The following is a 22,060-nucleotide window of genomic DNA, read 5'->3' on the forward strand; positions in this document are numbered from 1 at the left end:
AGAATCATGGATATAATTTTAATCTCATTGTTAGTTTTACTAGTAGGAATTGCTTCGGTAATTCTTTATTTAAATTTAAGATCCAAGCCTAAAGACGAGAATGATAATAAGGAAGCTGAAGAGATAGCTAATTTAAAGACTGAAATACAAAGTTTAAAAGACACCTTAAACAATACTATTAACACCTCGCTGGGTTCAATGTCGACTTCATTTAACAACTTATCTACTGGTGTTACTAAAGATATGACAGAGGCTTTGACTAAAGTTGACGAAAAAGTTGGAAACTTTAATAGTCAGGTTGAATTATTAAATAAAAGCCAAGAGAGTATAACTAAAATTTTAGCTGGTGTTAAAAAGTATGGAACTCTTGCTGAGTTTAGTTTGGATGCTTTGATTAAAGATTTATTACCAGCGACTCAATTTATGACCAATGTAAAGATGAAAGAGGACACAAGTGAAAACGTTGAATTTGCAATTAAGCTTCAAGGCGATGTTTTAGTTCCAGTTGATAGTCATTTTCCAGTAGAAAAATTCAAAGCAATTACCGATGGTCATGACGCGCAGGACAAAAAAGCTGTTGCAGATGCTAGAGCAAAATTGGCCACTGCTTTTAAAGCTAAAGCTAAAAGTGTTAATGAAAAGTATATTGTTCCACCAAAAACTACAGATTTTGCAATTGTATACGCTCCAACTGAAAGTTTATACAAAGAATTAACTGAATACCAAGATCCAAGCACTAAAGAGTTATTAACTCAAGAATTAATGAAAAAACATAAAGTAGTAATCTGTGGACCTAATACGCTTTCAGCTTACCTGCAATCTTTGCATATGGGATTTCAATCTTTAAAAGTTCAAAAAGGTGCAACAGAAATTTATAATCATTTAAAAACAATAAGTTCAAGATTTGGAAAACATTTTGAAAACATAGTTTCTCTTAGAAAAAAATTAGAAGAAGCCATGTCTGTTGTGGATAAGTTTGGAACAGACGCAAGATCAATTACCAGAACACTTGAAAGTATTAAAGATCCTGAACAACTTGAAAAAGCAGTCCAAACAGAAAATGTAGAAAAATTTGTTGATCGTTCAAAACAAGCAAATAATTAATTTCTTTTTTTCTAAAATAGCGAATATAAGAAATCACATGGAGTGGAATAATAAATATATTTATCCAAAATCAACTAGATCAATAGTAGATGGCTCTAGACATTATTCTGTTAATGAAGAACGATTACCTTCAGTGACAACTATTTTAAAAGCAACTGAGTCTGAAGAAAAAAAAGCATCTCTTCAAGCTTGGAAGCAAAGAGTAGGTCATAAGCAAGCAGCAATTATTACTCAAGAAGCTAGTAGCAGAGGTAGTTCAATGCATGAGTATTTGGAAAAATTTCTACTTGGAAAATTAAATTTAGATTTATTGGGAGATAACACCAGAGAGCGAATGATGGCTGATCAAATCATTGAAAATGGTTTAAGAAATAAATTGGATGAAATTTGGGGCTGTGAAGCAACATTATATTACCCAGGTAAATATGCAGGAGCTGCAGACTGTGTGGGTGTCTATGAAAATAAAGAGACAATTATAGATTTTAAACAAAGTAATAAGCCCAAAAAAGATGAGTGGATTGACGATTATTATTTGCAATGTAGTGCTTATGCTTTAGCACATGATACTGTACATGGATCTAATATCACTCAGGCTGTTATTTTACTTTGTACAAAAGACAATATGTTTCAAAGGTTTTTAATAGATGGTGAAAGATTAAAAGATTATCAAAATAAATTTTTAGAAAAAGTTGAACAATTTTATGCACAAAGGAGAGCAAATTGAATTACGTAGTATGGGATATTGAAACAGATTCTGCTCAAACAGATTGGGCAACTATTATTGAAATAGGTGGAATATTATTAGACGAAAACTTTAAAGAACTAGAGCGTTTTTCAGCAAGATGTAGACTACCCCAAGATAGAGTTCCAAGTGCTACCGCTCTTTGTATTAATAAATCAAATGTTGACTTATTAACCAAAGGCAATCTAAGTCATTACGAAATGTTAACTCAGGTGGAACAAAAATTTAGACGATGGTCACCTGCAACGTTTTTGGGTTATTCAAGCATCAACTTTGACGATGAAGTAATTAGAAAAGAATTTTTTAAATCTTTAAGAAAGCCATATTTGACAAATACTGAGGGAAATGTTCGTCACGATGCTTTAAATATTGTTAGAGCAGCATTTGCTATAGATGATGATGTTTTGAAAACAGAATTAAATCCTAAAGGAAATAAATCAATGAAGCTAGAGTCTTTAGCTAGATTAAATGGCTTCGAATCTGCTGGTGCTCACTCTGCATTATTTGATACAGAACTTACTGTTAAGGTTTTAGATTTAATTAAACAAAAACAACCAACGCTGTGGCAAGAATATTTTAAAACAAGCAGCAAGGTTATTGTTGAGAATATGGTCAAGCAGGAAAAAATATTTACATTGAATGAATATTTTTATGGAACAAGCCGTTTATATTTGTGTGCTCCACTACATCCAAATGCTTGCATGCATCCAGTTTATAAATGGGGTCAAGCTGTAGATCTAAGAGTTGATGTGGAAGCTATTCAGAAATTAAATTACGAAGACTTAAAAAAAGAGATGAAAAAATCTCCTAAGTTTTTAAGAACTATTAGATCAAATAAAGCACCAATCATTTTAGATCAAAGTTTTGGAATGAAAGTTGAGCCTTATAGTAAACTAGATCCAAACCTAATAAGAAAAAGAGCTGAGTTAGTTAAAACTAACGAAAAGTTTTCACAAGATATTTGTAATATTTTAAGAGAAGCAGCAGAAGAGAAAATAGAAATTTCTTCACAAGAAGATATTGAACCAGAAGAATCTATTTATTCTGGAGGATTTACCTCTGCTAAAGACCAAGCTTTATTTCCTAAATTTCATACTGGTGACTGGAAACAAAAATTTGCATTATTAGATAAGTTTGATGATCAAAGACTTGTTACGTTTGGCCATGGATTGATATTTAATGAGGCACCTGAAATTTTACCTAAAGAAATTCATAAAAAAATTAAACGTCGAATAGCTTCAAGAATTTTAAGTACCAATAAAGAGAAATGGTGGACAATTTCTGCCTTTTATTCAGAATGCGATGAGATTAGAGAAAATGAAGACAAGATGTTCTCCTTCAAAACAGTAGATGAAAAGCTTAAATTTCTTGATGGAATTAATGATTATGTGATGAATTTAGAACAAAAGTATTCAGACGCATAATTTAATAAATCAAAAAAAGTTTACTTTTGCCCATTGAATAATCAATTGAATCAATTATATCAGATATATGCTTAATGATTTTAAAGACGACGATTTTGATAGTAAAATAAAAAACGAAGATATTTCAGTTATTCAGTTCAGTGCTGCTTGGTGTGGACCTTGCAAAGCACTTGTTCCTGTAATGACCAAGCTTTCGGACGAATATAAAGATAAAGCTGGTTTCTATTATGCAGACATCGAAGATGGTGGAATTAATACTGGAAGTGCTGCAGGGATTAGAGGTGTACCGACAGTTATAATCTACAAAAAAGGTGTTGAAGTAGACAGAAAAGTTGGTGGAGTTCCTGAAAGTCACATGAAAGAATTTTTAGATAAAAATATCTAATTTAAATTCAATACTTCCCCAGCAAGATATAATGATCCTGTAATAAGTATTATGTCGTTCTCCTTAACAGGGATTGATTTAATAGCTTCTTCTATGCTTTCTTTGTAATTAATGTTTTTAAAGCTATTAAGCTTATCTTTAAGTTCTTTTCCTTTAATTGAATTAGGTTGATTGGGGATATCAATAGTGGTCAAGGTTGCAACATCCTTAAAGTAACTCATATATTCATTATGATCTTTGTTGGCCATCATCCCAAGAATAATATGTTTGTTACAATTTAAACTTTCCAAGTATTCATTTAACACTTTTGCACCTAAAGGATTATGAGATCCATCAACAAAAAGCTGATGATCTTTAACAAGTTCTTTAAGGTTGCCAGATTTGATCTCTTGTAATCTTGCAATACTATTTATTTTTGTAATTCCTTTTTGAATGTGATCATCTTTTATATCAAAATCTTTTAAAGCTCTTAGAGTTGCTATAGCTGTTGAGACATTCTCTAATTGAAATTGACCTTTTACATTTGGCATTGGCAACTTTATTCCTCCAAATCGATCTTCATAATAAAAGAAGTCATTTTCTTTCATGGTAAAGCTATAATCTTCATTATAAAAAATTTTGTTCGAACTATTACTTGAGATTGTCTTTTTGATATGGCTTGTAATTTCTCTATCACTTTGTTTGGCAACAATAATATTTGAATTTAAAAGTGTTGAAGTTTTCTCATAGATAATTTTTTCAATAGTTTGTTCGTTCTCAGGTAACCAATCTAAATGATCAAGACCAATTGAGGTTATTATACTTGCTAGATTTTTATTTAAAATATTAGTGGCATCAAACCTATGAAATAAGCCAGTTTCTATCAAATTTATATTGTCTGGATATTGAGAAGCTTTTAAAAAATAAGCTGCAGTCAGTATCTCAAAAAAGGTAACAGGTTCATTATTGTTAGCGCTTTCAATTTCTTCAAATAATTTTGCTAATTCTTTATCGTTAAGTTCTTCATTATTAAAAATAAACCTTTCATTGATACTTTTAATATGAGGACTTGTGTAGATATTACATTTTATATTTGCTTCTTTTAAAATAGCAAGCATTGCTTGAATTGTTGAATACTTACCGTTTGTGCCAACAATTGAAATGGCCTTAAGTTTATCTTGAGGGTTGCCTAATCTTTTACAGAGATCTTGAATACGATCTAAACTTAGATCTATTTCTTTAGGATGCAGCTCTTGTAAGCGACTGACTATCTTCTGAAGTTTCATTTTGTTCAGAGCTTATAACAGAATTTTGTTTTAACAATATTGATAATAAAGTTCCTATTTTTGATACAAGATCTTTACGCTCAACAATTAGATCGACAAAACCTGTTTTTTCAACATATTCACTTTTTTGAAACCCTTCAGGCAATTCCTCTTTAACAGTTCCTTGAATAACTCTAGCACCTGCAAAAGCTATTAAGGCACCTGGTTCTGCAATGTGGATATCTCCCAACATTGCATAAGAGGCTGTAATACCACCTGCTGTAGGATCGGTGATACATACTAAATAAGGCAAACCATTTTTCTTTAATTCATTAATTGCAAGAGTTGTTCTGGTCATTTGAGACAATGAAATTAAACTTTCCATCATTCTCATTCCACCACCAGCACTAATACATATAAAAGGAGTTCTGTTTTCTATAGCATGTTGAATGCCATATAAAAAAGCTTCTCCCTCAGCTGCAGCCATAGAAGCACCTAGAAAGTCAAAGTCTGATGCAACTGCTGTTATCTTAATATTGTTGATGGTTCCACAAGCAACCATCATTCCACATTCCATACCCGTTTTTTTACGAGCACTTTTTAATCTATCTTTATAAGATTTAGAGTCAGTCCAGTTTAAAGGATCATCTTTTGGAATAGGGGTTTTAAATACTTCATAATTATTTTTACCAAATAAAATATCAAATCTTTGGCTAGGCTTTATTCGGTGATGCTTGTTACAATCAGGGCAAACCCATAAGTTTTGCTCTAAATCTTTTTTTAGAATGGGACCTCTACAACAACTAGTCCAATCACTTTTTGCAATATCTTCTTTCGAAGCTCTTTCATGTAAAGCAGTTTTGATCTTCTCTCCTGCCTTAATTATTTTAGTTATCCAATTGACCATATTAATTTAATTCTTTTGTAAAATTTTTTACTAAATTGCCTAAACTTTGTGGTAAATCTTTGTTCTTAATATTATCTTGAATATATTTCACAAATGCTGATCCAACAATAACGCCATTACAACCACTATTTGCCATTTTTTTAGCATCTTCAGGACTTTTAATTCCAAATCCAGAACAAATAGGGATGTCAGTTAAATTTCTGATTCTTTTTACAAAATTTGTAACATCAGTTTCGTTTGCTGATTTAACTCCTGTTACACCCGAAACATTGACCTGGTACAAAAATCCAGAGGCTATATTAATAATATCCTTTAGTCTATTATCATCAGTGGTAGGAGCAGCTAGTTTAATAAGTGATAATCCATTTTTATTTAGAGCTTCCCTTAGCTGATTTTCTTCTTTCAGCTCATGAGGGGCATCCACAACTAAAACAGCATCAGCGCCAGCAACTTTAATATCGTCTACAAAGTTTGAAATAGGGTACTTGTATAAATTAGCAATATAGCCCATCAATACAATTCCTACATCTTGATTATAATCTCTTATAGCCTTAACTAGTTTAATAATATCATTTAGATTATGTCCATTATTCAATACATGGTCATGAGCAGCTTTAATTATAGGTCCTTCTGCACTTGCTTCAGATGTGCAATAGCCAATTTCCAATATAGACACCCCATTATCAATTGTTTGCTTGATCAACTCTAAACTTATTTCTGGAGTTGGGTAGCAGCCTACAAAATAAGAAACTAATTTTGTTTTAGGGCTAGGTGACTTAAAAATTTTATCTAATCTTTCACTCAAAATCTTTACCAATGTGTTCTTGAATTGTGTCTAAATCTTTTTCACCTCTGCCGCATAGGCTAAGGCATATGATGTAATCTTTAGGTTTATCTTTTGCTTGTCTAAAAATGATTTCAGCAGCGCCTGCCATAGGTTCTAAGGCCGAACAAATCCCTTCTGTTTGGGCAATCATTTTATATGCATCTAGCATTTCTTGATCAGTTGCAGATGAGTAGCTAACAGCTTTTTGGTCTTTTAAATATGAATGCATAGGTCCAACTGAAAAATATGTTATTCCAGCACCCAAACTCATTCCACCTAAAGATTTAGCACCATCATCAGTTTGCAACATATAAGTTTTCATACCCTGCATAATTCCAGGTGTACCATTTGATAATGCAGCAGTTTCTGCTGCTTCTACTCCTATTTTTGTAACACTAGGTTCATCTAAGAATTCATAAATAGCCCCTGCAAAATTTGAGCCACCTCCAACACAACCCACGATCATATCTGGGATTTTTCCTTCTTGCTCCATTGATTGTTCTTTTATTTCTTTTCCAATAATACTTTGAGCGAATGCAACTAGTTTGGGAAAAGGTGCTGATGATACAGCAGACCCACATATGTAAGCATAATCTGGATTACTAGACCAAATTTTAATTGCAGATGTAATTGCTTCTTTAAGAGTACCAGGAACTGTTTCTAATTTTGCACCATAATGTTTTGCTTTGATGATATTTTGATTAACTCTCTTTACATCAACATCACCCATTACACCTACCAAAGGCATATTAAATTTTGCAGCAACTGCAGCTGTCGCACTATAATGTTGTCCAGCTCCAGACTCACAAATTAAATGAGTTTTACCCATTCTTTTTGCAAGCAAGATCTGAAATAGACTGTTATTGATTTTATGACTTCCAGTATGATTTAAATGTTCTTGCTTAAATAAAATTTTTGCACCACCTAATTTTTTTGTTAGATTTTCTGCATAATACAATGGTGAAGGTCTACCAATGTAGTGTTTACAATAATAAGCATATTCATCTAAAAAATCCTTATCTTTAATAGCTTCTTCAAACCCTTTACTTAATTCATGCAGTGCGGGCATAAGTGTTTCGCCAACTGCCATTCCACCCATAGCAGCGTCACCTTCACCATAATAACCCAATTCATCTGGACCTTTTTTTAACGAATTTTTTGTCATAGATAATTTTTAAGAACTTATATTATGGACTGTATTTAAAAACTTATCAATTTTATTTATATCTTTAATACCTTTTTCAGACTCTAAATTGCCACTGACATCTATGAAAAAAGGCTTATCCTTAAAATTATCTAAATCATCAGTTTTGATGTCTCCAGCAACCATAATTGGTTTTGAACTATTTATATTATCTAAAAAATTGTGATTAAAAGACTGAGTTTTTTCATAACCTTTAGAGTCAAAAAGTAATATGTCAGCAATATTCTCAAAATTTTTGTACTTATTAACGTCATCTTGATTAGATACTGTAAGAGCCAAAATAATCTTTTTATTATACTTTTTCTTAATTCTTTTTACTTCTTCAGGTGTACAGTCATAAATTTGATAATAATCAAAAGGAAGGTGTTTAATTTTTTCTAAAATATCTTCATCAGGTTTTACAAGAACTGCTACAAAATTAGATTTCTTTTTATCTAAAGTTAACAGTTTTTTTAATTTTTCAACCCCAACATATCTCGAGCTTTTTTTATAATTACAAATAAAACCAATAAATTGAGCTGGGTAGGGATGATTGATTATAAAATCAAGAGTATTAAGATCTGAGATCCCACAGATTTTAGACCCATTGATCATTTATTTAAATGATCAATTAATCTTTGAATATTATTTTTGATATTTCCTTTTATTAACGATCTTCCCATTACAATACCAGATACTTTATTTTTAAAAGCATCATTAGGAGTCATTACTCTTGATTGATCATTAGTGCTATCTCCGGGTAATCTTATTCCAGGAGTGACAATAAATAAGTTTTTATATTTTTTTCTAACTATTTTTGCTTCCCGAGCAGAGCAAACGATACCATCACAACCTGATTTTTTTATTAGACCAGCTTGTTTTAATACTAGTTGTTCTACAGATTTTGTATGGCCTATTTCTTTAAGCGATTTATTATTAAGACTTGTAAGAATTGTAACTCCAAGTACTTTTAAATTTTTATGGATTGATCTAGCTTTCTTTTTTATGGCCTTTAACATTTCAAGACCACCATTTGCATGGACAGTTATATATTTACATTTTTTTAGATCTTTTAAACTATCTAGTGCAGATAATGCTGTTTGAGGAATATCATTAATTTTTAAATCTAACCAAAAGTCTTTTTTAAAATTTTCCAAAAATTTTCTTCCATTTTTAGAATAAAAAAATTGTAAGCCAAATTTTGGCACAACCTTGAGTTTGTTTGTCTGTGTTTGTTTTATGATTTTTTTAATTTCACTTAAATTTGAAGTATCGCAAGCAACAAAAATGTTTTTATGTTTCATTGTTTAATTTTTTAAACAAGTCTTTTGACATTTTAAAGTGAATTGTTTTCTTTTCTGGTGTGTTTACTTTTTCACCTGTTTTAGGATTTCTTGAGATGCGTGCTCTTTGGATATTTGTTGAAAATACACCAAATCCTCTTAATTCAACTCTATCTCCTCTTTTAAGAGCTCTTTTAATCTCATTTAAGATTATATTAGTGACCTTCTCTAGGTCTTTTTTAAGAAAATTAGGATAATTATCTGAGAGTTGTTTTAAAAGCTTTGATTTTACAATAGCCAATTTAAATTTTCTGTTTAATCTTTATCTTCTTCTTTTTTCTTTAAATCTTCAGAAAGCGACGAGAATGGTAAGTTTTTTCCTGAACCTTCAGATCCGTATTTGTCTAAAGCTTCTTTTTTCTCAATTTCTTCTAATAATTTAATACTTAATGAGACTTTTCTCTTATCTAAATCAAGTTCAGCTATAGCACAGTCAAGTTTTTCTCCACCAGTCCATCTGCTTGGTCTAGCATCGGCAGCATTAATTGCAATAGCTGATTTTTTAATTTGAAAATCCATTTCACAACCCTCGGGTCTTACAGTCAATCCCTTGTTATCAGTAGATACAACTTTAACAGTAATTGTTTGATTTTTAGATTTATCATTAAACCAATCAAAAGGATCAGCTTGAGTTTGCCTGAAACCAACTCTAATTTTTTGTTCAGAGGCTTTTATTTCAAGTACTTTAGCTTTAATCTTGTCGCCTTTATTATACTTCTCTAATTCTTCTTCACCATTGTTAAGATATGTTAAATCATTGCAGTGTAAAAATGCATCTACATCCAAGTCTTCAACTTTTACAAATAGTGAATATTCGTTTTTATTCACAACTTCACCTTCAACAATTGTGCCAACAGGATATTTATTTTCAAATGTTTCAAATGGATTTTCTTGTGTTAATCTGTGTGAAATAGCGACACGTCTTTTTTCTTTATCAATTTCAGTAATTATACAATCTATCTCATCTCCAACTTTAAACATTTTTTTAGCTGATAAATTCTTTTTAGTCCAACTCAGCTCGCTTGAGTGAAGTAAAGTTGTGAGTCCTGGTTCTAATTCACAGAAAGCACCAAAATCCATTAGTTTTACAACTTTAACTTTATAAATTTTATTTAATTCGTAGTTCTCAATATGCTCAAAAGGATCAGGAGAAAGTTGTTTCACAGAACAACCAACTTGTAACTTTTCTTTATCTACTGTGATTACTTTTAAATCGTGCTTTTCACCAATGTTAAAAACTTCATCAGGATGATTTACTCTAGAGTAAGAAATTTCCTGCAAGTGTACTAAAACATCTAGCTCTCCATTAACATTAAAGAAACATCCAAAAGAGCTGTATCCTTTTACTTCAGCACCTTTAATAATATCTCCAACTTTATATTTTTCTATAATTTTAGCTTTATCCTCTTTTTTAAATGATGAAATTATTTCTCTTCTTGAAACACAAGCGTTACCTCTCACCTTATCCAATTTTATAAGAGCAAATTTTTGAGGTTCATTCATTAAATGGCTAATATCTTTTAATGGTTTATCACTAATTTGTGATCCAGGTAAAAACATAAGGGAACCAGTATCTATATGTTCAACAATACATCCACCTTTACATTTTGATGTAATCTTACCCATTATTGGCTCATTCTTTTCATAAGCCTCAACAAGTTTGTCCCAACCTTTAATTTTTTGAGCCTTACTTGCAGAAACTAACACTTCACCATGCTTATCTTCAATTTTTTCTAATAATACTGAGATAGTTTCACCAACTTTAATTTTTTCTCCGAGACCCATACTTTTTAGCTCATTCACATCAAGTACTGGTTCACTTTTTAAACCTTCAACAAATAAGAAAACAAATTTTTCAGTAATTTTGTTAATCTTACCCTCAATGATTTTACCTTCTTCAATTTGAACTTTAGAGAGTTGGCTATTAAGTAGTTTTTCGAATTCTTGGGACGCTGGATTTGATAGATCTTTGTAAATTTCCATTAAATATTAATATTCCTGTCTATAATTTTTTTTATTTTTAAAAAACACGCTCTTTTAGTAAGTTTCGATGTATTTAGCAACACTGAATCTTTAGTTTTCTTCAGGGGTGAAACTTTTCTGTTATAATCACTTTTATCCCGTTTTTTGATACTTTTAAGCACTTCTTTTAAGGAAATTTTTTTATTCAGATTCTTTAGCTCTTTATATCTTCTAAGAGCTCTTGTTTTTACATTTGCTGTTATAAAAAATTTGAAATCAGCATCTGGCACAATATTATAAGTAATATCCCTTCCATCAAGACAGGATCCTTTATATTTTTTTGGAGGATTATAGGCAAAATTTAATTGAAAAGAATGAACAAGTTTTCTCGTATTTTTTACTTTTGATATAATTGATGCTTCTGTACCAACCTCATCCGATAATAGAGCTTTATTTGCAAGATCTTTTACTTTGAGATTCTTAATTTTAGATTCGATAAATTTTTGATTAAATTTTTTTGGAAATTTAATTTTTAGATAAGCAATCATTCTATAAATTTTACCAGTATCTAAATAAAAAAGATTGTAATGTTTAGAAATTGTCTTTGCTAATGTACCAGCCCCAGCAGCAGCTGGGGAGTCAATTGCAACTTTAATAATATTTTTTCTTTTAATCATTTTTTTTTAAATCATTTACTATATCTAAGAAACTAGGAAAAGAAGTTCTAATAGAGTTTTTGTCATGTATATTCCACGTTCCCCCAAAAACTAAGGCTGCGATAACACTTGTCATGAAAACTCGATGATCTTTTAGATAATCTTTAATAACAATCTTTTTGTTAATTTTTAAATTAGGGTTACCAAATATCTTGATTGAGTTATCAGTTGTTATTGTTTTAATTCCCATCTTATTTAAAATTTTTGCACCCCATTTCAATCTAGGACTTTCTTTTTGGTTAAGCTCACCAATGTCTTTAAAGTAAGATATTCCACTTGCTTTAGCAGCAACTAAAAAAATTATTAAAAATTCATCAATGGCTCCACTATTTAATTTTGGTGGGCAGTTAATCGCTTTTAGTTTTTTTGCACTAGTAATTGAAATATCAGCTACAAGCTCACCTTTATAATTTTTCTTATTTTTAAATTGAATACTTACACCCATTTTTTTTAAAATAGTTATTATCCCAATTCTAGATGGATTGATGTTTACGTTTTTAATCAATAATTTTGAATTATTAGATAGAGCAGTTAAAACGATAAAAAAAGCACTTGAGCTGATATCCGAAGGTATCTTATAATTTAAAGGTTTTATTTTTTTAACTTTTTCAACTTCTATTAAATCGTAGTTTTTTTTGTTTTTTACTTTTAAAGGTAGCTTTAAATATTTGCACAATAGCTCAGTATGATTTCTTGACTTTTTTGCTTTGATAAAAGTTTTTCCTGATGTTTTTAAACCAGCAAAAATAACACTACTTTTGCATTGTGCTGAACCTTTGTTTTCTAAATAATTAATTGGCAAAGGATTTTCACTTCCTTTTATTGTTAAGGGCAATCCTTTATTTGTTAGCTTGATGTCCGCACCAAATTTTTTTAATGGCTCTGCAATTCTATTAAAATCTCTTTTGGATAAACTTTTATCCCCTATAATTTTTATTTTATGAGGAGTATCAATCAGTAGACCCATAATTAATCGTCCCAAAGTTCCAGAATTTTCTGAATTAATTATTATATCTTTTTTATACTTGTAGCCACCTGGTCCATTACCAATGATTGTGCAGTAATTTTTATTTAATTTTACTTTTACCCCTAATTTTTTTACAGCTTTTATTGCGGCCAGAACATCTTCAGATAAAAGTAAATTATAAGCTTTTGATTTACCCTTTGCGATTGAGGAAAATAAAACCCACCTAATACTTAAGCTCTTATCTCCCAAAACAGTTATGCTTTTATTGAAATCTTTAATTTTATTTTCTACAATAATTTGATTGGCCATTAAATTTACTTAAAATTAAACGAGTCACCAAAATATGCACTTTTAGCATCTATATTATTTACTAACTCTTGAGGTGAGCCTTCTGCAACAATTTTACAGTTACTAAGTATCATGGCTTTATCTACGCAAGCAAGTAAGTCTCTTGCTTGGTGATCACATATACAAATTGTTATATTTGACTCTTTTTGCAAATTTACGATTATTTCTTGCAGCATTTTAATTGTTAAAACGTCAAGTGCAGCAAAACATTCATCTAAAAGAAGAACCTTGGGGTCACTTAATAGTGATAAAGCAATAACCAATTTTTTTTTTTGACCTCCCGACAAAAATTTAGCTTTAACATCTTTTAAATTATCTAGTTCAAATTTTGAAATTAAGGAATTGATTTTATAATTTTCTTTACTTTTGTCATTGATTACAATTTCTGCGATCGCTTTTAAATTTTGATATAAAGTTAGATCATTAAAATAACCACCATATTGAGGAACATAACCTATGTGAAATTTTTTTGTTCTCAAATAAGTTGGATAATCCAAAACATCTGTATTATTTAATTTAATTTTTCCACTATTTGGCTGTATTAATCCAGTTATTAAATTAAAAATTGTACTTTTCCCAACTCCATTTGGGCCCAGCATTCCAAAAATTTGACCTTCATTAATTTTAAAATTTATATTATCTAGAATTAATCTATTCCCATAAGAAAGATTTATATTTTCAAAAGAAATAATTGAATTTGGTTTTTTATGAGATTTAATTCTAAATTGTTTAACTAATCCCATTTTATTTTATATTCGTAACGTTAACTTGTTCATTTGAATTATACATAAAAATTTTTGTATCTTTAGATATTGTATCAAGTTCAATTACATCTGCTTTCATTGTATTCTCTAGGTTTTTGTAAACTACATTTTGTGAAATAATAAGTAAATTCTTCATCATGGAGAAATCTAAATAATCACCTGTTATTATATTGTCAACATAATCTATTTTTACGTTTTTTGAAAAAATAGTGTCATAATTTATGGTGTTATATTTGCCATAATTAGAGGTAATAACAATTAATTCAGAATTTTTAACTAATTTTATATATGCCGTAACATCAGTAAGAAAAATTATATCATTATTTTTCAAGTCAATTTCACCTTCTTTTGCAACAAGAGTATATTCATTACCTTTTAAATCTCTTGAGGTATAATTTATATCTTTGATAATATTAGAATTGTAGACAGTCTTGTCCTCAATTTTTGTTGTTGGGTTGATTGATTTAGACAATGAGCTTTTATCTTTTTTAAAATATTCTAAATAAACAAACCAAGTTATTATTATTAGAGATAAGATTAATATTATCTTTAGAAATTTTTTTTTTTCATCAACCAATATTTGATTGCAGGATATTATGTATATGAAGAACACCTATAGTTTTATGTTTATTTCTTTTATCATGCACACAAAGTGAAGTAATTTTTTTTTCATTCATTAGTGCTAATGCCTTCACTGCTAGAGACTGTTTATCAATACTAATTGGGTTTTTTGTCATTATTTTTGCAACATTCATTTCATTTAAATTTTGTTTCTTTTCGTTATAACGTCTAATTTGACCATCAGTAATTACACCAATAGTTTTTTTTTGTTTATTTTGAATAATTAAAACCCCTAATTTTTTATTACTTAATATTTTGATAGCATTTTTCATATTTAAATTTTCTTTTACAAAAGGAATTTTGTTTCCTTTTAACATTATATCTTCAACAGTTTTTAATTGAGCTCCAAGATTGCCTGCAGGATGTATTTTTTTAAAATCAAATTTACCAAATTTTTTATACTGCATAGCTGATATTGCTAATGCGTCTCCTAAGGCTAGCTGTGCTGTGGTGCTTGAAGTTGGAACAATACCAGCTGATTCTTTTACCTCAGGAATTATAAGTTTAATATCTGATGCTTTGTACAAAATAGAATCTTTTTTAGACATAATTCCTATAAGCATAATTTTATTTCTGTTTGCATATTGAATTATGTTTTTTAACTCACTAGTTTTACCTGAATAGCTAATTAAAATTAAAACATCTTTTTTTGAAATACTTCCTAAATCTCCATGAGATGAATCACTTGCAGATAAATTAAAAGATGGAGTTCCAACAGAAGATAAAGTTGCAGATATTTTTGCTGCTATCAAACCACTTTTGCCTACACCACACAAAATTACTTTAGATTTACATTTTGCAATTTCAATTACAGCGTTATTAAATGAATTATCAATTTTTTTTTTTAATTTTTGTAATGCCTGTATCTCAAGATCAATTACTTTTTTTGCTAAGGGTATAAATTTTTTAGTCATTAGTGAGACCAGATATCATCTTTAAATAATGCCAAGTCTAAGTTTACTCTAGTTTGTAAAAATTTTAAGCAATCCTTATAAAGATCTATTCTATTTTCTCTTTCTAGTATTTTATTTAGTTCTTCGTGAATTTTGTGTAAGTACATCACGTCATTGGCACAATATTTTAGTTGAGCTGGAGATAGTTGCCCACCAAAATCTGAACTTTGAAACTGTTTGCTTATATCAACATTAATAAATTCTTTAATTAATGTTTTTAATGAGTGACTATCCGAGTATGATCTTGCTAATTTTGATGCAATTTTAGTATCAAGAATATTATTAGTGTCTGTATTTAAATAGTATTTGATATGAGCCATGTCTGCTCTTCCATAATGAAATATTTTTGTAATATTTTCATCAGCAAGTAATTTTGTTAAATTTGGAGCGTTGTAATTCTTCCTATCAAATTGGATTATGTGGGCATCAGAATTTCCTGAGGATATCTGAATTAAACATAGAGGATCACGTCTGACATTCAGACCCATAAACTCACCATCGACAGCTATTAGATTGCCTAAATCTAAATCATCTGGTAAATCATTTTTGTGAAGTTGAATATTATTACTCATTTCTAAACATATATAATGGAATTCAAATGAAAGCAAAAAATTGTCTAATTTTTGGTGGTAGTGGTCAAATTGGTCGAAACTTAATTAGGAAGCTCACAAAAAATAACTACAGAGTAACAGTTGTAACGAGAAATATTCATCAAAAGAGTTATATAATTAAAACACAGGCCAACGCTGGTTATATTGATGTAGTAGAGGCCAATATTTTTGATGAAAATAAAATTAGAAGTCTTTTTAAAAAAGCAGATATTTGCATAAATTTAATTGGAATTTTATTTGAAAAAAAAAGAGGCAATACATTTAAAAATATTCACTCAGTTCTACCTTCATTATTAGCTAAACTCTGTAAAGAGTATAATCTTAAGCATTTTATTCATTTATCAGCTTTAGGAATAAATGATGCAATAGATTCTAATTATGCAAAAAGTAAATTAGAGGGAGAAGGTAATGTGTTTAAAAATTTTCCATTAGCCACAATTTTAAGACCATCAGTAGTTTATTCTGTAGATGATAATTTTACTACTAACTTTATGACCTTACTAAATAGATTGCCAGTTTTCCCAATTTACTATGAAGGTAAAACAAAATTTGCACCAATCCATTGTTCTGATTTAACAGATACAATTTATCATATAATCTCTAAAAATATTTATTCAAAAATAATTGAATGCACAGGTCCAGAAGTTATAACTTTTAAAGAACTTTTGGAAAAATTACAGATATTAATTGGAAAAAAAAGAATTTTGTTACCTTTCCCTTTACCAATTGCTGAATTGATGGCAAGATTTTTTGAAATTTTACCAACTCCATTGTTAACAAGAGACCAATTGAGATTGCTCAAATATAACAATGTTTCATCTGGAAAATATAAAACTAATTCAGACATAGGGATTCCTAGTGTTAGGATCTTTGATAAGGAAGTTAAGAAGTATTGTTACATGTGGAGAGAGGGTGGACAATTTTCCACTGAAAAATATCTGGCGAACAAAGATTTAGAGAATAATATTAATAATTAGTTTTTAAGCAGACTTTATTTTTTTCTCAATAAATTCTGGCACCTCTTCTTTATCTGTAACTTCCTCTTTTTTACCTTTAGGCTGGTAAGCATATAAAAGATGTAATTTACAATAAGAAAAATCTTTTAATGAGGATCTTCCACAAAAATAAAATGATTTTTCGTCAGGATGTCCAATTGGCCATTTACATGAGCTTTCATCTAATTCTTCTAACTGTTTAGGATTTTCTGGCTCAAAGTCCTTTTCGATAATCAAAGATTTAAACTTACTTTTTCTTCCTCTTTGGCTTTTGATATTTTTTTCCTCTAAAGAATTTTCAAAATTTTGATTTGAAGTTGCTGCTCTTGTTTTAATTTTTGCTGAAAGATTTAATCTATGGGCCTTACCAATCACTGCATTTCTGCTAATACCACCAATAATTTCAGCAATTTGGCTTGCAGTATTACCTTTGCCCCAAAGTTCTTTCAGTTTATTGACTTTTTCTTCGTTCCAGCTCATATCAACATATTGTGTTACGTTTTCTAAAAATAACAATATACCGATATGTGAAGAGAATAAACAAGTAAAATTTAAGAGTTATTAACAAAAATAAATTAAAATTGGTTTATTGGTATTTTCAATCATAACTTGTATCTGATAATTAAAATTTATAAAAACTTATTAAATTATGAGCTATCTAACAAAAAATTATAACAGAAAAAAAATTTCATTTAAATATGGAAAAGGAAGCTTTTTATATTCAACCAATGGAAAAAAATATTTAGATTTTGTTCAAGGTATAGCTGTAAATTCTTTAGGACATGCACATCCCAAATTAATTAATGCTATAAACAAACAATCAAGAAAACTTTGGCACGTTTCAAATGCATTTCAAATTCCAGAAGGAGAAATTTTAGCAAAAAAGCTAGCCAAAAAAACTTTCGCTGATTATGTTATGTTTCAAAATAGTGGCGCAGAGGCAACAGAAGCAGCAATAAAAGTTGCAAGAAGATTTTTTTATTCGATTGGAAAACCTAAAAAAAATAGAATTTTATGCATTAAAAATAGTTTTCACGGAAGAACACTAGCAGCAATATACGCAAGTGGTTCAAAAAAAATGACAGAAGGTTTTGGGCCAAAAGTAACTGGTTTTGATCATTTTGATTTTGGTAACCATGAATCATTAAAAAAGAAAATTACAAAAAATACAGCAGCCATAATGGTTGAAACTATTATGGGCGAGGGAGGCATTAAGGTAATTCCAGATTGGTGTTTAAGAGAGCTTAGAAAAATTTGTAATAAAAAAAATATTCTATTAATATTAGATGAGGTTCAATGTGGAATTGGGAGATCAGGTGATTTTTTTGCTTTTGAAAAATCAAAGGTAAAACCAGATATTGTACCAATTGCAAAAGGTATAGGAGGTGGATTTCCAATAGGAGCAGTTTTAATGAATAAAAAAGTTGCTTCAGGAATGACTGCCGGAACCCATGGATCTACTTTTGGTGGCAATCCATTAGCAATGACTGTTGGAAATTCAGTAATGGATATAATTTCAAATAAAAAATTTTTAAAAAATGTGAAAAGTATTTCAGAATATTTTTTAACCAATCTTATTAAAATTCAAAATGAATATCCCAACATTATTAAAGAAATAAGAGGTAGAGGCCTATTAATTGGAATACAGCTTAAAACAGATCAAGCAAAATTTATAAAGAAACTTATGGAAAATAATTTATTAACAATAAGAGCAGCTGAAAATGTTGTTAGAATTTTACCACCACTCAATGTAAAAAAGAATGAAATCAACCAATCGCTAAAAATAATAAAAAAAGTTTGTTCAGAATTAAATTAAAATGAAACATTTTATAAATTTAAAAGATATACCAGCTAAAGATCTTAGAAAAATCATTGTTGATGCAAAAAAAAGAAAAAACCATAGAAAAAAATTAAGCACTTTAGAGGTTGATAAAGGGTCTCCATTAAAGGGTAAAATGCTTATCCAGATGTTTGAAAAAGCAAGTTCGAGAACAAGAATAAGCTTTTATTTGGCAATAAAGCAGCTTGGGGGAGGAACTTTAACCTTAAGATCTAATGAATTACATCTTGGCCAAGGTGGTGAAAGTATATCAGATACAGCCAAGATACTATCAACTTATGGTGATGGTTTTATGTTAAGAACAGATAGTGATAAAAAAATTGAAGATTTTAAAAATTATTTATCAATTCCAATAATAAATGGCTTAAGTCCATCTTCACACCCAACTCAAGTTTTGTCTGATGTTTTTACTGTGGAAGAAATAAAAAAAAAACCAATTTCAAAATTAAATATTTGCTGGATAGGAGACTCTAATAATGTTTTAGATAGCTTAATAGCAGCGTCTGTAAAATTTTCATTTAAACTTAACATAGGTTGTCCTAAAAATTTTGAACCAGGTAAAGAAGTGCGAATATGGGTAAAGAAAAATAATAAAAAAATTTTTATTTATAATGATCCAAGAAAAGCTGCCATAGGAGCTGATGTTATATTTTCAGATAAAGTTATTTCTCTAAATGATGAAGTAAATAAAAAGAAAAAAATTGAACAATTTAAAAAATTTAAGATAGATAAAAAATTAATGAGTTATGCAAAAAAAGACTGTATTTTTCTTCACTGTTTACCTCGTGGATCTGAAGTAAGTGATGAAGTTTTTTTAGGAAAAAAATCTCACGTATGGCAACAAGCTCTCAATAGAGTTCATGTTCAAAAAAGTATTTTATTATATTGTTTTGGAAAATTAAGGTAGTGATACTGGACTGTCTGAATTTTGATTTAAGTATTTTATAATTGAGGCTCTATCTTTTTCTTTTCTTAGTCCAGCATAGGCCATTTTTGTCCCTTTAATATATTTAGCTGGTTTTTTAAGAAATCCATTTAATTCTTCAAAAGTCCAGTTTTTGTCGTAAGCAGCCAAAGCTTTTGAGTATTTATAATCTGTAACTCCTCCAACTTTTCTTTCAACTACATTGTATAATGCAGGACCAATTTTATTTTTACCACCTTTAATAATTGAATGACAAGCTGCACATTTTTTGAAAATTTTTTCACCCACAGTTACGTCACCCATTGCCATCAATGCTATAATATCAACTTTTTCTTCCACTGCTGTTTCCGTGGACGACGACACAGTAGTAGGTTGCTCTACTTCTATTGCATAACCAGGAGTTGTTGGTTTTTCTACATGAAATATGACACTTGATAGTTTTCCAATACCAATAACTAAAAGAGCTACCATTAATACAGCAGCAACTATTTTATTTATTTCAAAAGAATCCATTTTTCTAAATATTATTTAGGAACATATATCACGATAAATTGAAAAATTACTAAAATTTAATGTATAAATTTGCCTCTATTTCTATTTAATAGTGATAAATATAATTCATTTATTAATGAAAACATTAACCATTATACCTTCAAGATTATCAGCGACTAGATTGCCGGGTAAACCTTTGTTAAAAATTAATAATTTATCAATTATATCTCATGTATTTAGAAAAGCTCAGGAAGCAAATATTGGCGAAGTAATCGTTGCAACAGAAGATCAAGAAATAGCAGATGATGTTATTAAAAATGGAGGTAGAGCTATTTTAACAAGTAAAAATCACAAAACGGGAACTGATAGAATTTATGAGGCATTTGAAAAGTTAAAGATAAAAGATGTAGATTTGATATTAAATTTACAAGGCGATGAACCTGCAATTAATATTGATGACATTATAAGCTTAAATAAAAAGATGGTAAGCAGTCAATCTAAAATGGGTACTCTTGCTGCAATAATAAAAGATTTTAAAGATTTAGAAAACGAAAATATTGTAAAAGTTATAACTAAAAAAGATTTAAATAAAGACGAGTTTTCTAAAGCAGATACCTTTCTAAGAAGCTCACCAAATATAGCAAATATTTATCATCATGTAGGAATTTATTGCTACTCAACAGAAACATTGAGAAAATTTGTTGAACTTAATCAGTCAAAAAATGAAATTGAAAATAGATTAGAACAGTTAAGAGCATTAGATAATAATATCGCAATAAATGTTGCTCTTGCTAGTTCCTCTCCAATAGGAGTAGACACCAAAGAAGATTATCTGGCCTTAAAAAAAATTATGGAATATAAAGTTTAATGAGCAAAATTTATTTTCAAGGAACTTTTGGTGCATATTCTCATTTAGCAGCTTTATCAGTTGATCCAGATGCAGAAATATTACCTTGTAAAACATTTGATGAATGTTTTAATAGAGCAAGTTTAGAGCCAGAATGTAAAATAATCATTCCTGAGTCTAATAGAATTACTGGAAATATTGGTATTGAATATTTAATCTTTAAACACAGACTTAATATCTACAAAGAACATTTTCAAAAAATAGAACACAATTTACTAGGTCAACCTGGTGCAAAACTTAATGACATTAAAGAAGTATATTCTCATGCTCAAGGTTTGTCTCAATGTTCAAAATTCATAAAAGAGAATAATATAGCTGAACATATTAGAGCTGACACAGCTGGTTCTGCAGAAATGATCTCAAAAACAAAAGATGTTAGGCAAGCTGCAATAGCCTCTTCTTTAAGCGCTAAAATTTATGGGTTAGATATTGTTAAAAAGAATATTGAAAATGAAAGTGGTAATTTAACAAGGTTTTTAGTAATGGGAAAAAATATCTTTCAACCTGAATTTGGAGAAGAAAAATATATTACTTCTTTTTTATTTAAACTTAAAAGTAAGCCGGCAGCTCTTTATCAATCTCTTGGTGGATTTGCAATTAATGGAGTGAATTTGACAAAATTACAGAGCTATCCTGAAAAAAATACATTCGACTCATTCTTTTTTTTGTGTGATCTAGATGGACATATAGAAGATTTAAAAGTCCAAAAATCTTTAGAGGAACTAGGACTTCATTGTGAAGATTTTCACGTCTTAGGTGTTTTTGAGGCTGACAGGTTAAGAGATAAAAAAAAATAATCTT

25 protein-coding genes are annotated in these 22,060 nt (G+C 29.3%); 9 read left to right on the forward strand and 16 right to left on the reverse strand.

Annotation, left to right across the window (positions count from 1 at the left end; translation table 11 throughout):
• The first annotated feature begins 6 nt into the window (after window positions 1-6).
• From ACIJYH_RS00385 to ACIJYH_RS00400, 4 genes are all read left to right on the forward strand, one after another.
• Complete coding sequence (locus ACIJYH_RS00385) at window positions 7-1,104, forward strand: DNA recombination protein RmuC (RefSeq protein ID WP_435163121.1); 1,098 nt, start codon at window positions 7-9, stop codon at window positions 1,102-1,104.
• A 37-nt stretch (window positions 1,105-1,141) separates the two neighbouring features.
• Window positions 1,142-1,828, forward strand: coding sequence for a hypothetical protein (locus tag ACIJYH_RS00390; protein ID WP_435088519.1), 687 nt, complete (start codon window positions 1,142-1,144; stop codon window positions 1,826-1,828).
• The gene (locus ACIJYH_RS00395; protein ID WP_435163123.1) at window positions 1,825-3,270 is read left to right on the forward strand and encodes an exonuclease domain-containing protein; all 1,446 of its coding nucleotides are present in this window, start codon (window positions 1,825-1,827) and stop codon (window positions 3,268-3,270) included. Before ACIJYH_RS00390 ends, ACIJYH_RS00395 begins: the two co-directional genes overlap by 4 nt.
• Before the next feature lie 67 nt (window positions 3,271-3,337).
• Entirely contained in the window at window positions 3,338-3,655 is a 318-nt protein-coding gene (locus tag ACIJYH_RS00400; RefSeq protein ID WP_028036230.1) for a thioredoxin family protein, read from the forward strand.
• Here the strand turns inward: ACIJYH_RS00400 and ACIJYH_RS00405 are convergent.
• From ACIJYH_RS00405 to ACIJYH_RS00470, 14 genes are read right to left on the reverse strand one after another with little or no spacing between them, the layout of a single operon-like run.
• Complete coding sequence (locus ACIJYH_RS00405) at window positions 3,652-4,920, reverse strand: bifunctional folylpolyglutamate synthase/dihydrofolate synthase (protein WP_435163125.1); 1,269 nt, start codon at window positions 4,918-4,920, stop codon at window positions 3,652-3,654. The two genes, ACIJYH_RS00400 and ACIJYH_RS00405, sit on opposite strands and share 4 nt — an antisense overlap.
• The gene (locus ACIJYH_RS00410; protein WP_435163127.1) at window positions 4,874-5,806 is read right to left on the reverse strand and encodes an acetyl-CoA carboxylase carboxyltransferase subunit beta; all 933 of its coding nucleotides are present in this window, start codon (window positions 5,804-5,806) and stop codon (window positions 4,874-4,876) included. The genes ACIJYH_RS00405 and ACIJYH_RS00410 overlap by 47 nt, the downstream gene beginning before the upstream one ends.
• Before the next feature lies 1 nt (window position 5,807).
• A complete protein-coding gene (gene trpA / locus ACIJYH_RS00415) occupies window positions 5,808-6,611 on the reverse strand; it encodes a tryptophan synthase subunit alpha (protein WP_435163129.1) in 804 nt (267 codons plus the stop codon).
• Window positions 6,604-7,797 carry a tryptophan synthase subunit beta gene (gene trpB, locus ACIJYH_RS00420; protein WP_435163131.1) on the reverse strand — a complete coding sequence of 398 codons (1,194 nt, stop codon included), beginning with the start codon at window positions 7,795-7,797 and terminating at the stop codon, window positions 6,604-6,606. The genes trpA and trpB overlap by 8 nt, the downstream gene beginning before the upstream one ends.
• Window positions 7,798-7,806: 9 nt before the next feature.
• Window positions 7,807-8,430 (reverse strand): phosphoribosylanthranilate isomerase, encoded by a 624-nt coding sequence (locus ACIJYH_RS00425; RefSeq protein ID WP_435163133.1) that lies wholly within the window; start codon window positions 8,428-8,430, stop codon window positions 7,807-7,809.
• Window positions 8,427-9,119 (reverse strand): orotidine-5'-phosphate decarboxylase, encoded by a 693-nt coding sequence (pyrF, locus tag ACIJYH_RS00430; protein WP_435163135.1) that lies wholly within the window; start codon window positions 9,117-9,119, stop codon window positions 8,427-8,429. The genes ACIJYH_RS00425 and pyrF overlap by 4 nt, the downstream gene beginning before the upstream one ends.
• Complete coding sequence (locus ACIJYH_RS00435) at window positions 9,109-9,399, reverse strand: HU family DNA-binding protein (protein WP_435163137.1); 291 nt, start codon at window positions 9,397-9,399, stop codon at window positions 9,109-9,111. The genes pyrF and ACIJYH_RS00435 overlap by 11 nt, the downstream gene beginning before the upstream one ends.
• Before the next feature lie 14 nt (window positions 9,400-9,413).
• Window positions 9,414-11,141 (reverse strand): S1 RNA-binding domain-containing protein, encoded by a 1,728-nt coding sequence (locus ACIJYH_RS00440; RefSeq protein ID WP_435163139.1) that lies wholly within the window; start codon window positions 11,139-11,141, stop codon window positions 9,414-9,416.
• Window positions 11,141-11,797, reverse strand: coding sequence for a (d)CMP kinase (locus ACIJYH_RS00445; RefSeq protein WP_435163140.1), 657 nt, complete (start codon window positions 11,795-11,797; stop codon window positions 11,141-11,143). The genes ACIJYH_RS00440 and ACIJYH_RS00445 overlap by 1 nt, the downstream gene beginning before the upstream one ends.
• Window positions 11,790-13,112 carry a 3-phosphoshikimate 1-carboxyvinyltransferase gene (aroA, locus tag ACIJYH_RS00450; protein WP_435163142.1) on the reverse strand — a complete coding sequence of 441 codons (1,323 nt, stop codon included), beginning with the start codon at window positions 13,110-13,112 and terminating at the stop codon, window positions 11,790-11,792. The genes ACIJYH_RS00445 and aroA overlap by 8 nt, the downstream gene beginning before the upstream one ends.
• Window positions 13,113-13,117: 5 nt before the next feature.
• Window positions 13,118-13,894 carry an ATP-binding cassette domain-containing protein gene (locus ACIJYH_RS00455; protein ID WP_435163144.1) on the reverse strand — a complete coding sequence of 259 codons (777 nt, stop codon included), beginning with the start codon at window positions 13,892-13,894 and terminating at the stop codon, window positions 13,118-13,120.
• Window position 13,895: 1 nt separating this feature from the next.
• Window positions 13,896-14,492, reverse strand: a complete 597-nt coding sequence (lptC, locus tag ACIJYH_RS00460; RefSeq protein ID WP_435163146.1) for an LPS export ABC transporter periplasmic protein LptC — start codon at window positions 14,490-14,492, stop codon at window positions 13,896-13,898.
• The gene (locus ACIJYH_RS00465; protein WP_435163148.1) at window positions 14,485-15,450 is read right to left on the reverse strand and encodes a KpsF/GutQ family sugar-phosphate isomerase; all 966 of its coding nucleotides are present in this window, start codon (window positions 15,448-15,450) and stop codon (window positions 14,485-14,487) included. The genes lptC and ACIJYH_RS00465 overlap by 8 nt, the downstream gene beginning before the upstream one ends.
• Window positions 15,450-16,061 (reverse strand): ribonuclease D, encoded by a 612-nt coding sequence (locus ACIJYH_RS00470; RefSeq protein ID WP_435163150.1) that lies wholly within the window; start codon window positions 16,059-16,061, stop codon window positions 15,450-15,452. The genes ACIJYH_RS00465 and ACIJYH_RS00470 overlap by 1 nt, the downstream gene beginning before the upstream one ends.
• A gap of 26 nt (window positions 16,062-16,087) precedes the next feature.
• Here ACIJYH_RS00470 and ACIJYH_RS00475 point away from each other — a divergent pair, with 26 nt between their 5' ends.
• Window positions 16,088-17,077, forward strand: coding sequence for a complex I NDUFA9 subunit family protein (locus ACIJYH_RS00475; protein WP_435163151.1), 990 nt, complete (start codon window positions 16,088-16,090; stop codon window positions 17,075-17,077).
• A 3-nt stretch (window positions 17,078-17,080) separates the two neighbouring features.
• Here ACIJYH_RS00475 and ACIJYH_RS00480 read toward each other — a convergent pair whose 3' ends face one another.
• Complete coding sequence (locus ACIJYH_RS00480) at window positions 17,081-17,575, reverse strand: GcrA family cell cycle regulator (protein ID WP_435163152.1); 495 nt, start codon at window positions 17,573-17,575, stop codon at window positions 17,081-17,083.
• A 169-nt stretch (window positions 17,576-17,744) separates the two neighbouring features.
• On the opposite strand from ACIJYH_RS00480, the gene ACIJYH_RS00485 reads away from it, so the two are divergent.
• A complete protein-coding gene (locus ACIJYH_RS00485; protein WP_435163154.1) occupies window positions 17,745-18,911 on the forward strand; it encodes an aspartate aminotransferase family protein in 1,167 nt (388 codons plus the stop codon).
• 1 nt (window position 18,912) lies between these two features.
• A complete protein-coding gene (gene argF / locus ACIJYH_RS00490; RefSeq protein WP_435163155.1) occupies window positions 18,913-19,842 on the forward strand; it encodes an ornithine carbamoyltransferase in 930 nt (309 codons plus the stop codon).
• Here argF and ACIJYH_RS00495 read toward each other — a convergent pair.
• Window positions 19,834-20,373: a c-type cytochrome gene (locus ACIJYH_RS00495; protein ID WP_435163156.1), complete on the reverse strand. Its 540-nt coding sequence runs from the start codon at window positions 20,371-20,373 to the stop codon at window positions 19,834-19,836. The two genes, argF and ACIJYH_RS00495, sit on opposite strands and share 9 nt — an antisense overlap.
• Before the next feature lie 115 nt (window positions 20,374-20,488).
• On the opposite strand from ACIJYH_RS00495, the gene kdsB reads away from it, so the two are divergent.
• Both kdsB and ACIJYH_RS00505 read left to right on the forward strand, forming a co-directional pair.
• Window positions 20,489-21,220, forward strand: a complete 732-nt coding sequence (gene kdsB / locus ACIJYH_RS00500; protein WP_435163158.1) for a 3-deoxy-manno-octulosonate cytidylyltransferase — start codon at window positions 20,489-20,491, stop codon at window positions 21,218-21,220.
• The gene (locus tag ACIJYH_RS00505; protein WP_435163160.1) at window positions 21,220-22,056 is read left to right on the forward strand and encodes a prephenate dehydratase domain-containing protein; all 837 of its coding nucleotides are present in this window, start codon (window positions 21,220-21,222) and stop codon (window positions 22,054-22,056) included. Before kdsB ends, ACIJYH_RS00505 begins: the two co-directional genes overlap by 1 nt.
• The last annotated feature ends 4 nt before the right edge of the window (window positions 22,057-22,060 follow it).

The sequence above is a fragment of the Candidatus Pelagibacter bacterium nBUS_25 genome, from assembly GCF_051200975.1.
Classification (GTDB): domain Bacteria; phylum Pseudomonadota; class Alphaproteobacteria; order Pelagibacterales; family Pelagibacteraceae; genus Pelagibacter.

What these genes read in the sequence shown, in the direction of transcription:
- ACIJYH_RS00425 (WP_435163133.1), bottom strand. Translation starts at nt 8,430, where the DNA reads ATGATCAATGGGTCTAAAATCTGTGGGATCTCAGATCTTAATACTCTT.
- kdsB (WP_435163158.1), top strand. Translation starts at nt 20,489, where the DNA reads ATGAAAACATTAACCATTATACCTTCAAGATTATCAGCGACTAGATTG.
- ACIJYH_RS00465 (WP_435163148.1), bottom strand. Translation starts at nt 15,450, where the DNA reads ATGACTAAAAAATTTATACCCTTAGCAAAAAAAGTAATTGATCTTGAG.
- ACIJYH_RS00505 (WP_435163160.1), top strand. Translation starts at nt 21,220, where the DNA reads ATGAGCAAAATTTATTTTCAAGGAACTTTTGGTGCATATTCTCATTTA.
- trpB (WP_435163131.1), bottom strand. Translation starts at nt 7,797, where the DNA reads ATGACAAAAAATTCGTTAAAAAAAGGTCCAGATGAATTGGGTTATTAT.
- argF (WP_435163155.1), top strand. Translation starts at nt 18,913, where the DNA reads ATGAAACATTTTATAAATTTAAAAGATATACCAGCTAAAGATCTTAGA.
- ACIJYH_RS00385 (WP_435163121.1), top strand. Translation starts at nt 7, where the DNA reads ATGGATATAATTTTAATCTCATTGTTAGTTTTACTAGTAGGAATTGCT.
- ACIJYH_RS00470 (WP_435163150.1), bottom strand. Translation starts at nt 16,061, where the DNA reads ATGAGTAATAATATTCAACTTCACAAAAATGATTTACCAGATGATTTA.
- ACIJYH_RS00390 (WP_435088519.1), top strand. Translation starts at nt 1,142, where the DNA reads ATGGAGTGGAATAATAAATATATTTATCCAAAATCAACTAGATCAATA.
- aroA (WP_435163142.1), bottom strand. Translation starts at nt 13,112, where the DNA reads ATGGCCAATCAAATTATTGTAGAAAATAAAATTAAAGATTTCAATAAA.
- ACIJYH_RS00440 (WP_435163139.1), bottom strand. Translation starts at nt 11,141, where the DNA reads ATGGAAATTTACAAAGATCTATCAAATCCAGCGTCCCAAGAATTCGAA.
- ACIJYH_RS00495 (WP_435163156.1), bottom strand. Translation starts at nt 20,373, where the DNA reads ATGGATTCTTTTGAAATAAATAAAATAGTTGCTGCTGTATTAATGGTA.
- ACIJYH_RS00405 (WP_435163125.1), bottom strand. Translation starts at nt 4,920, where the DNA reads ATGAAACTTCAGAAGATAGTCAGTCGCTTACAAGAGCTGCATCCTAAA.
- ACIJYH_RS00445 (WP_435163140.1), bottom strand. Translation starts at nt 11,797, where the DNA reads ATGATTAAAAGAAAAAATATTATTAAAGTTGCAATTGACTCCCCAGCT.
- ACIJYH_RS00485 (WP_435163154.1), top strand. Translation starts at nt 17,745, where the DNA reads ATGAGCTATCTAACAAAAAATTATAACAGAAAAAAAATTTCATTTAAA.
- ACIJYH_RS00455 (WP_435163144.1), bottom strand. Translation starts at nt 13,894, where the DNA reads ATGGGATTAGTTAAACAATTTAGAATTAAATCTCATAAAAAACCAAAT.
- pyrF (WP_435163135.1), bottom strand. Translation starts at nt 9,119, where the DNA reads ATGAAACATAAAAACATTTTTGTTGCTTGCGATACTTCAAATTTAAGT.
- ACIJYH_RS00480 (WP_435163152.1), bottom strand. Translation starts at nt 17,575, where the DNA reads ATGAGCTGGAACGAAGAAAAAGTCAATAAACTGAAAGAACTTTGGGGC.
- ACIJYH_RS00475 (WP_435163151.1), top strand. Translation starts at nt 16,088, where the DNA reads ATGAAAGCAAAAAATTGTCTAATTTTTGGTGGTAGTGGTCAAATTGGT.
- ACIJYH_RS00400 (WP_028036230.1), top strand. Translation starts at nt 3,338, where the DNA reads ATGCTTAATGATTTTAAAGACGACGATTTTGATAGTAAAATAAAAAAC.
- ACIJYH_RS00410 (WP_435163127.1), bottom strand. Translation starts at nt 5,806, where the DNA reads ATGGTCAATTGGATAACTAAAATAATTAAGGCAGGAGAGAAGATCAAA.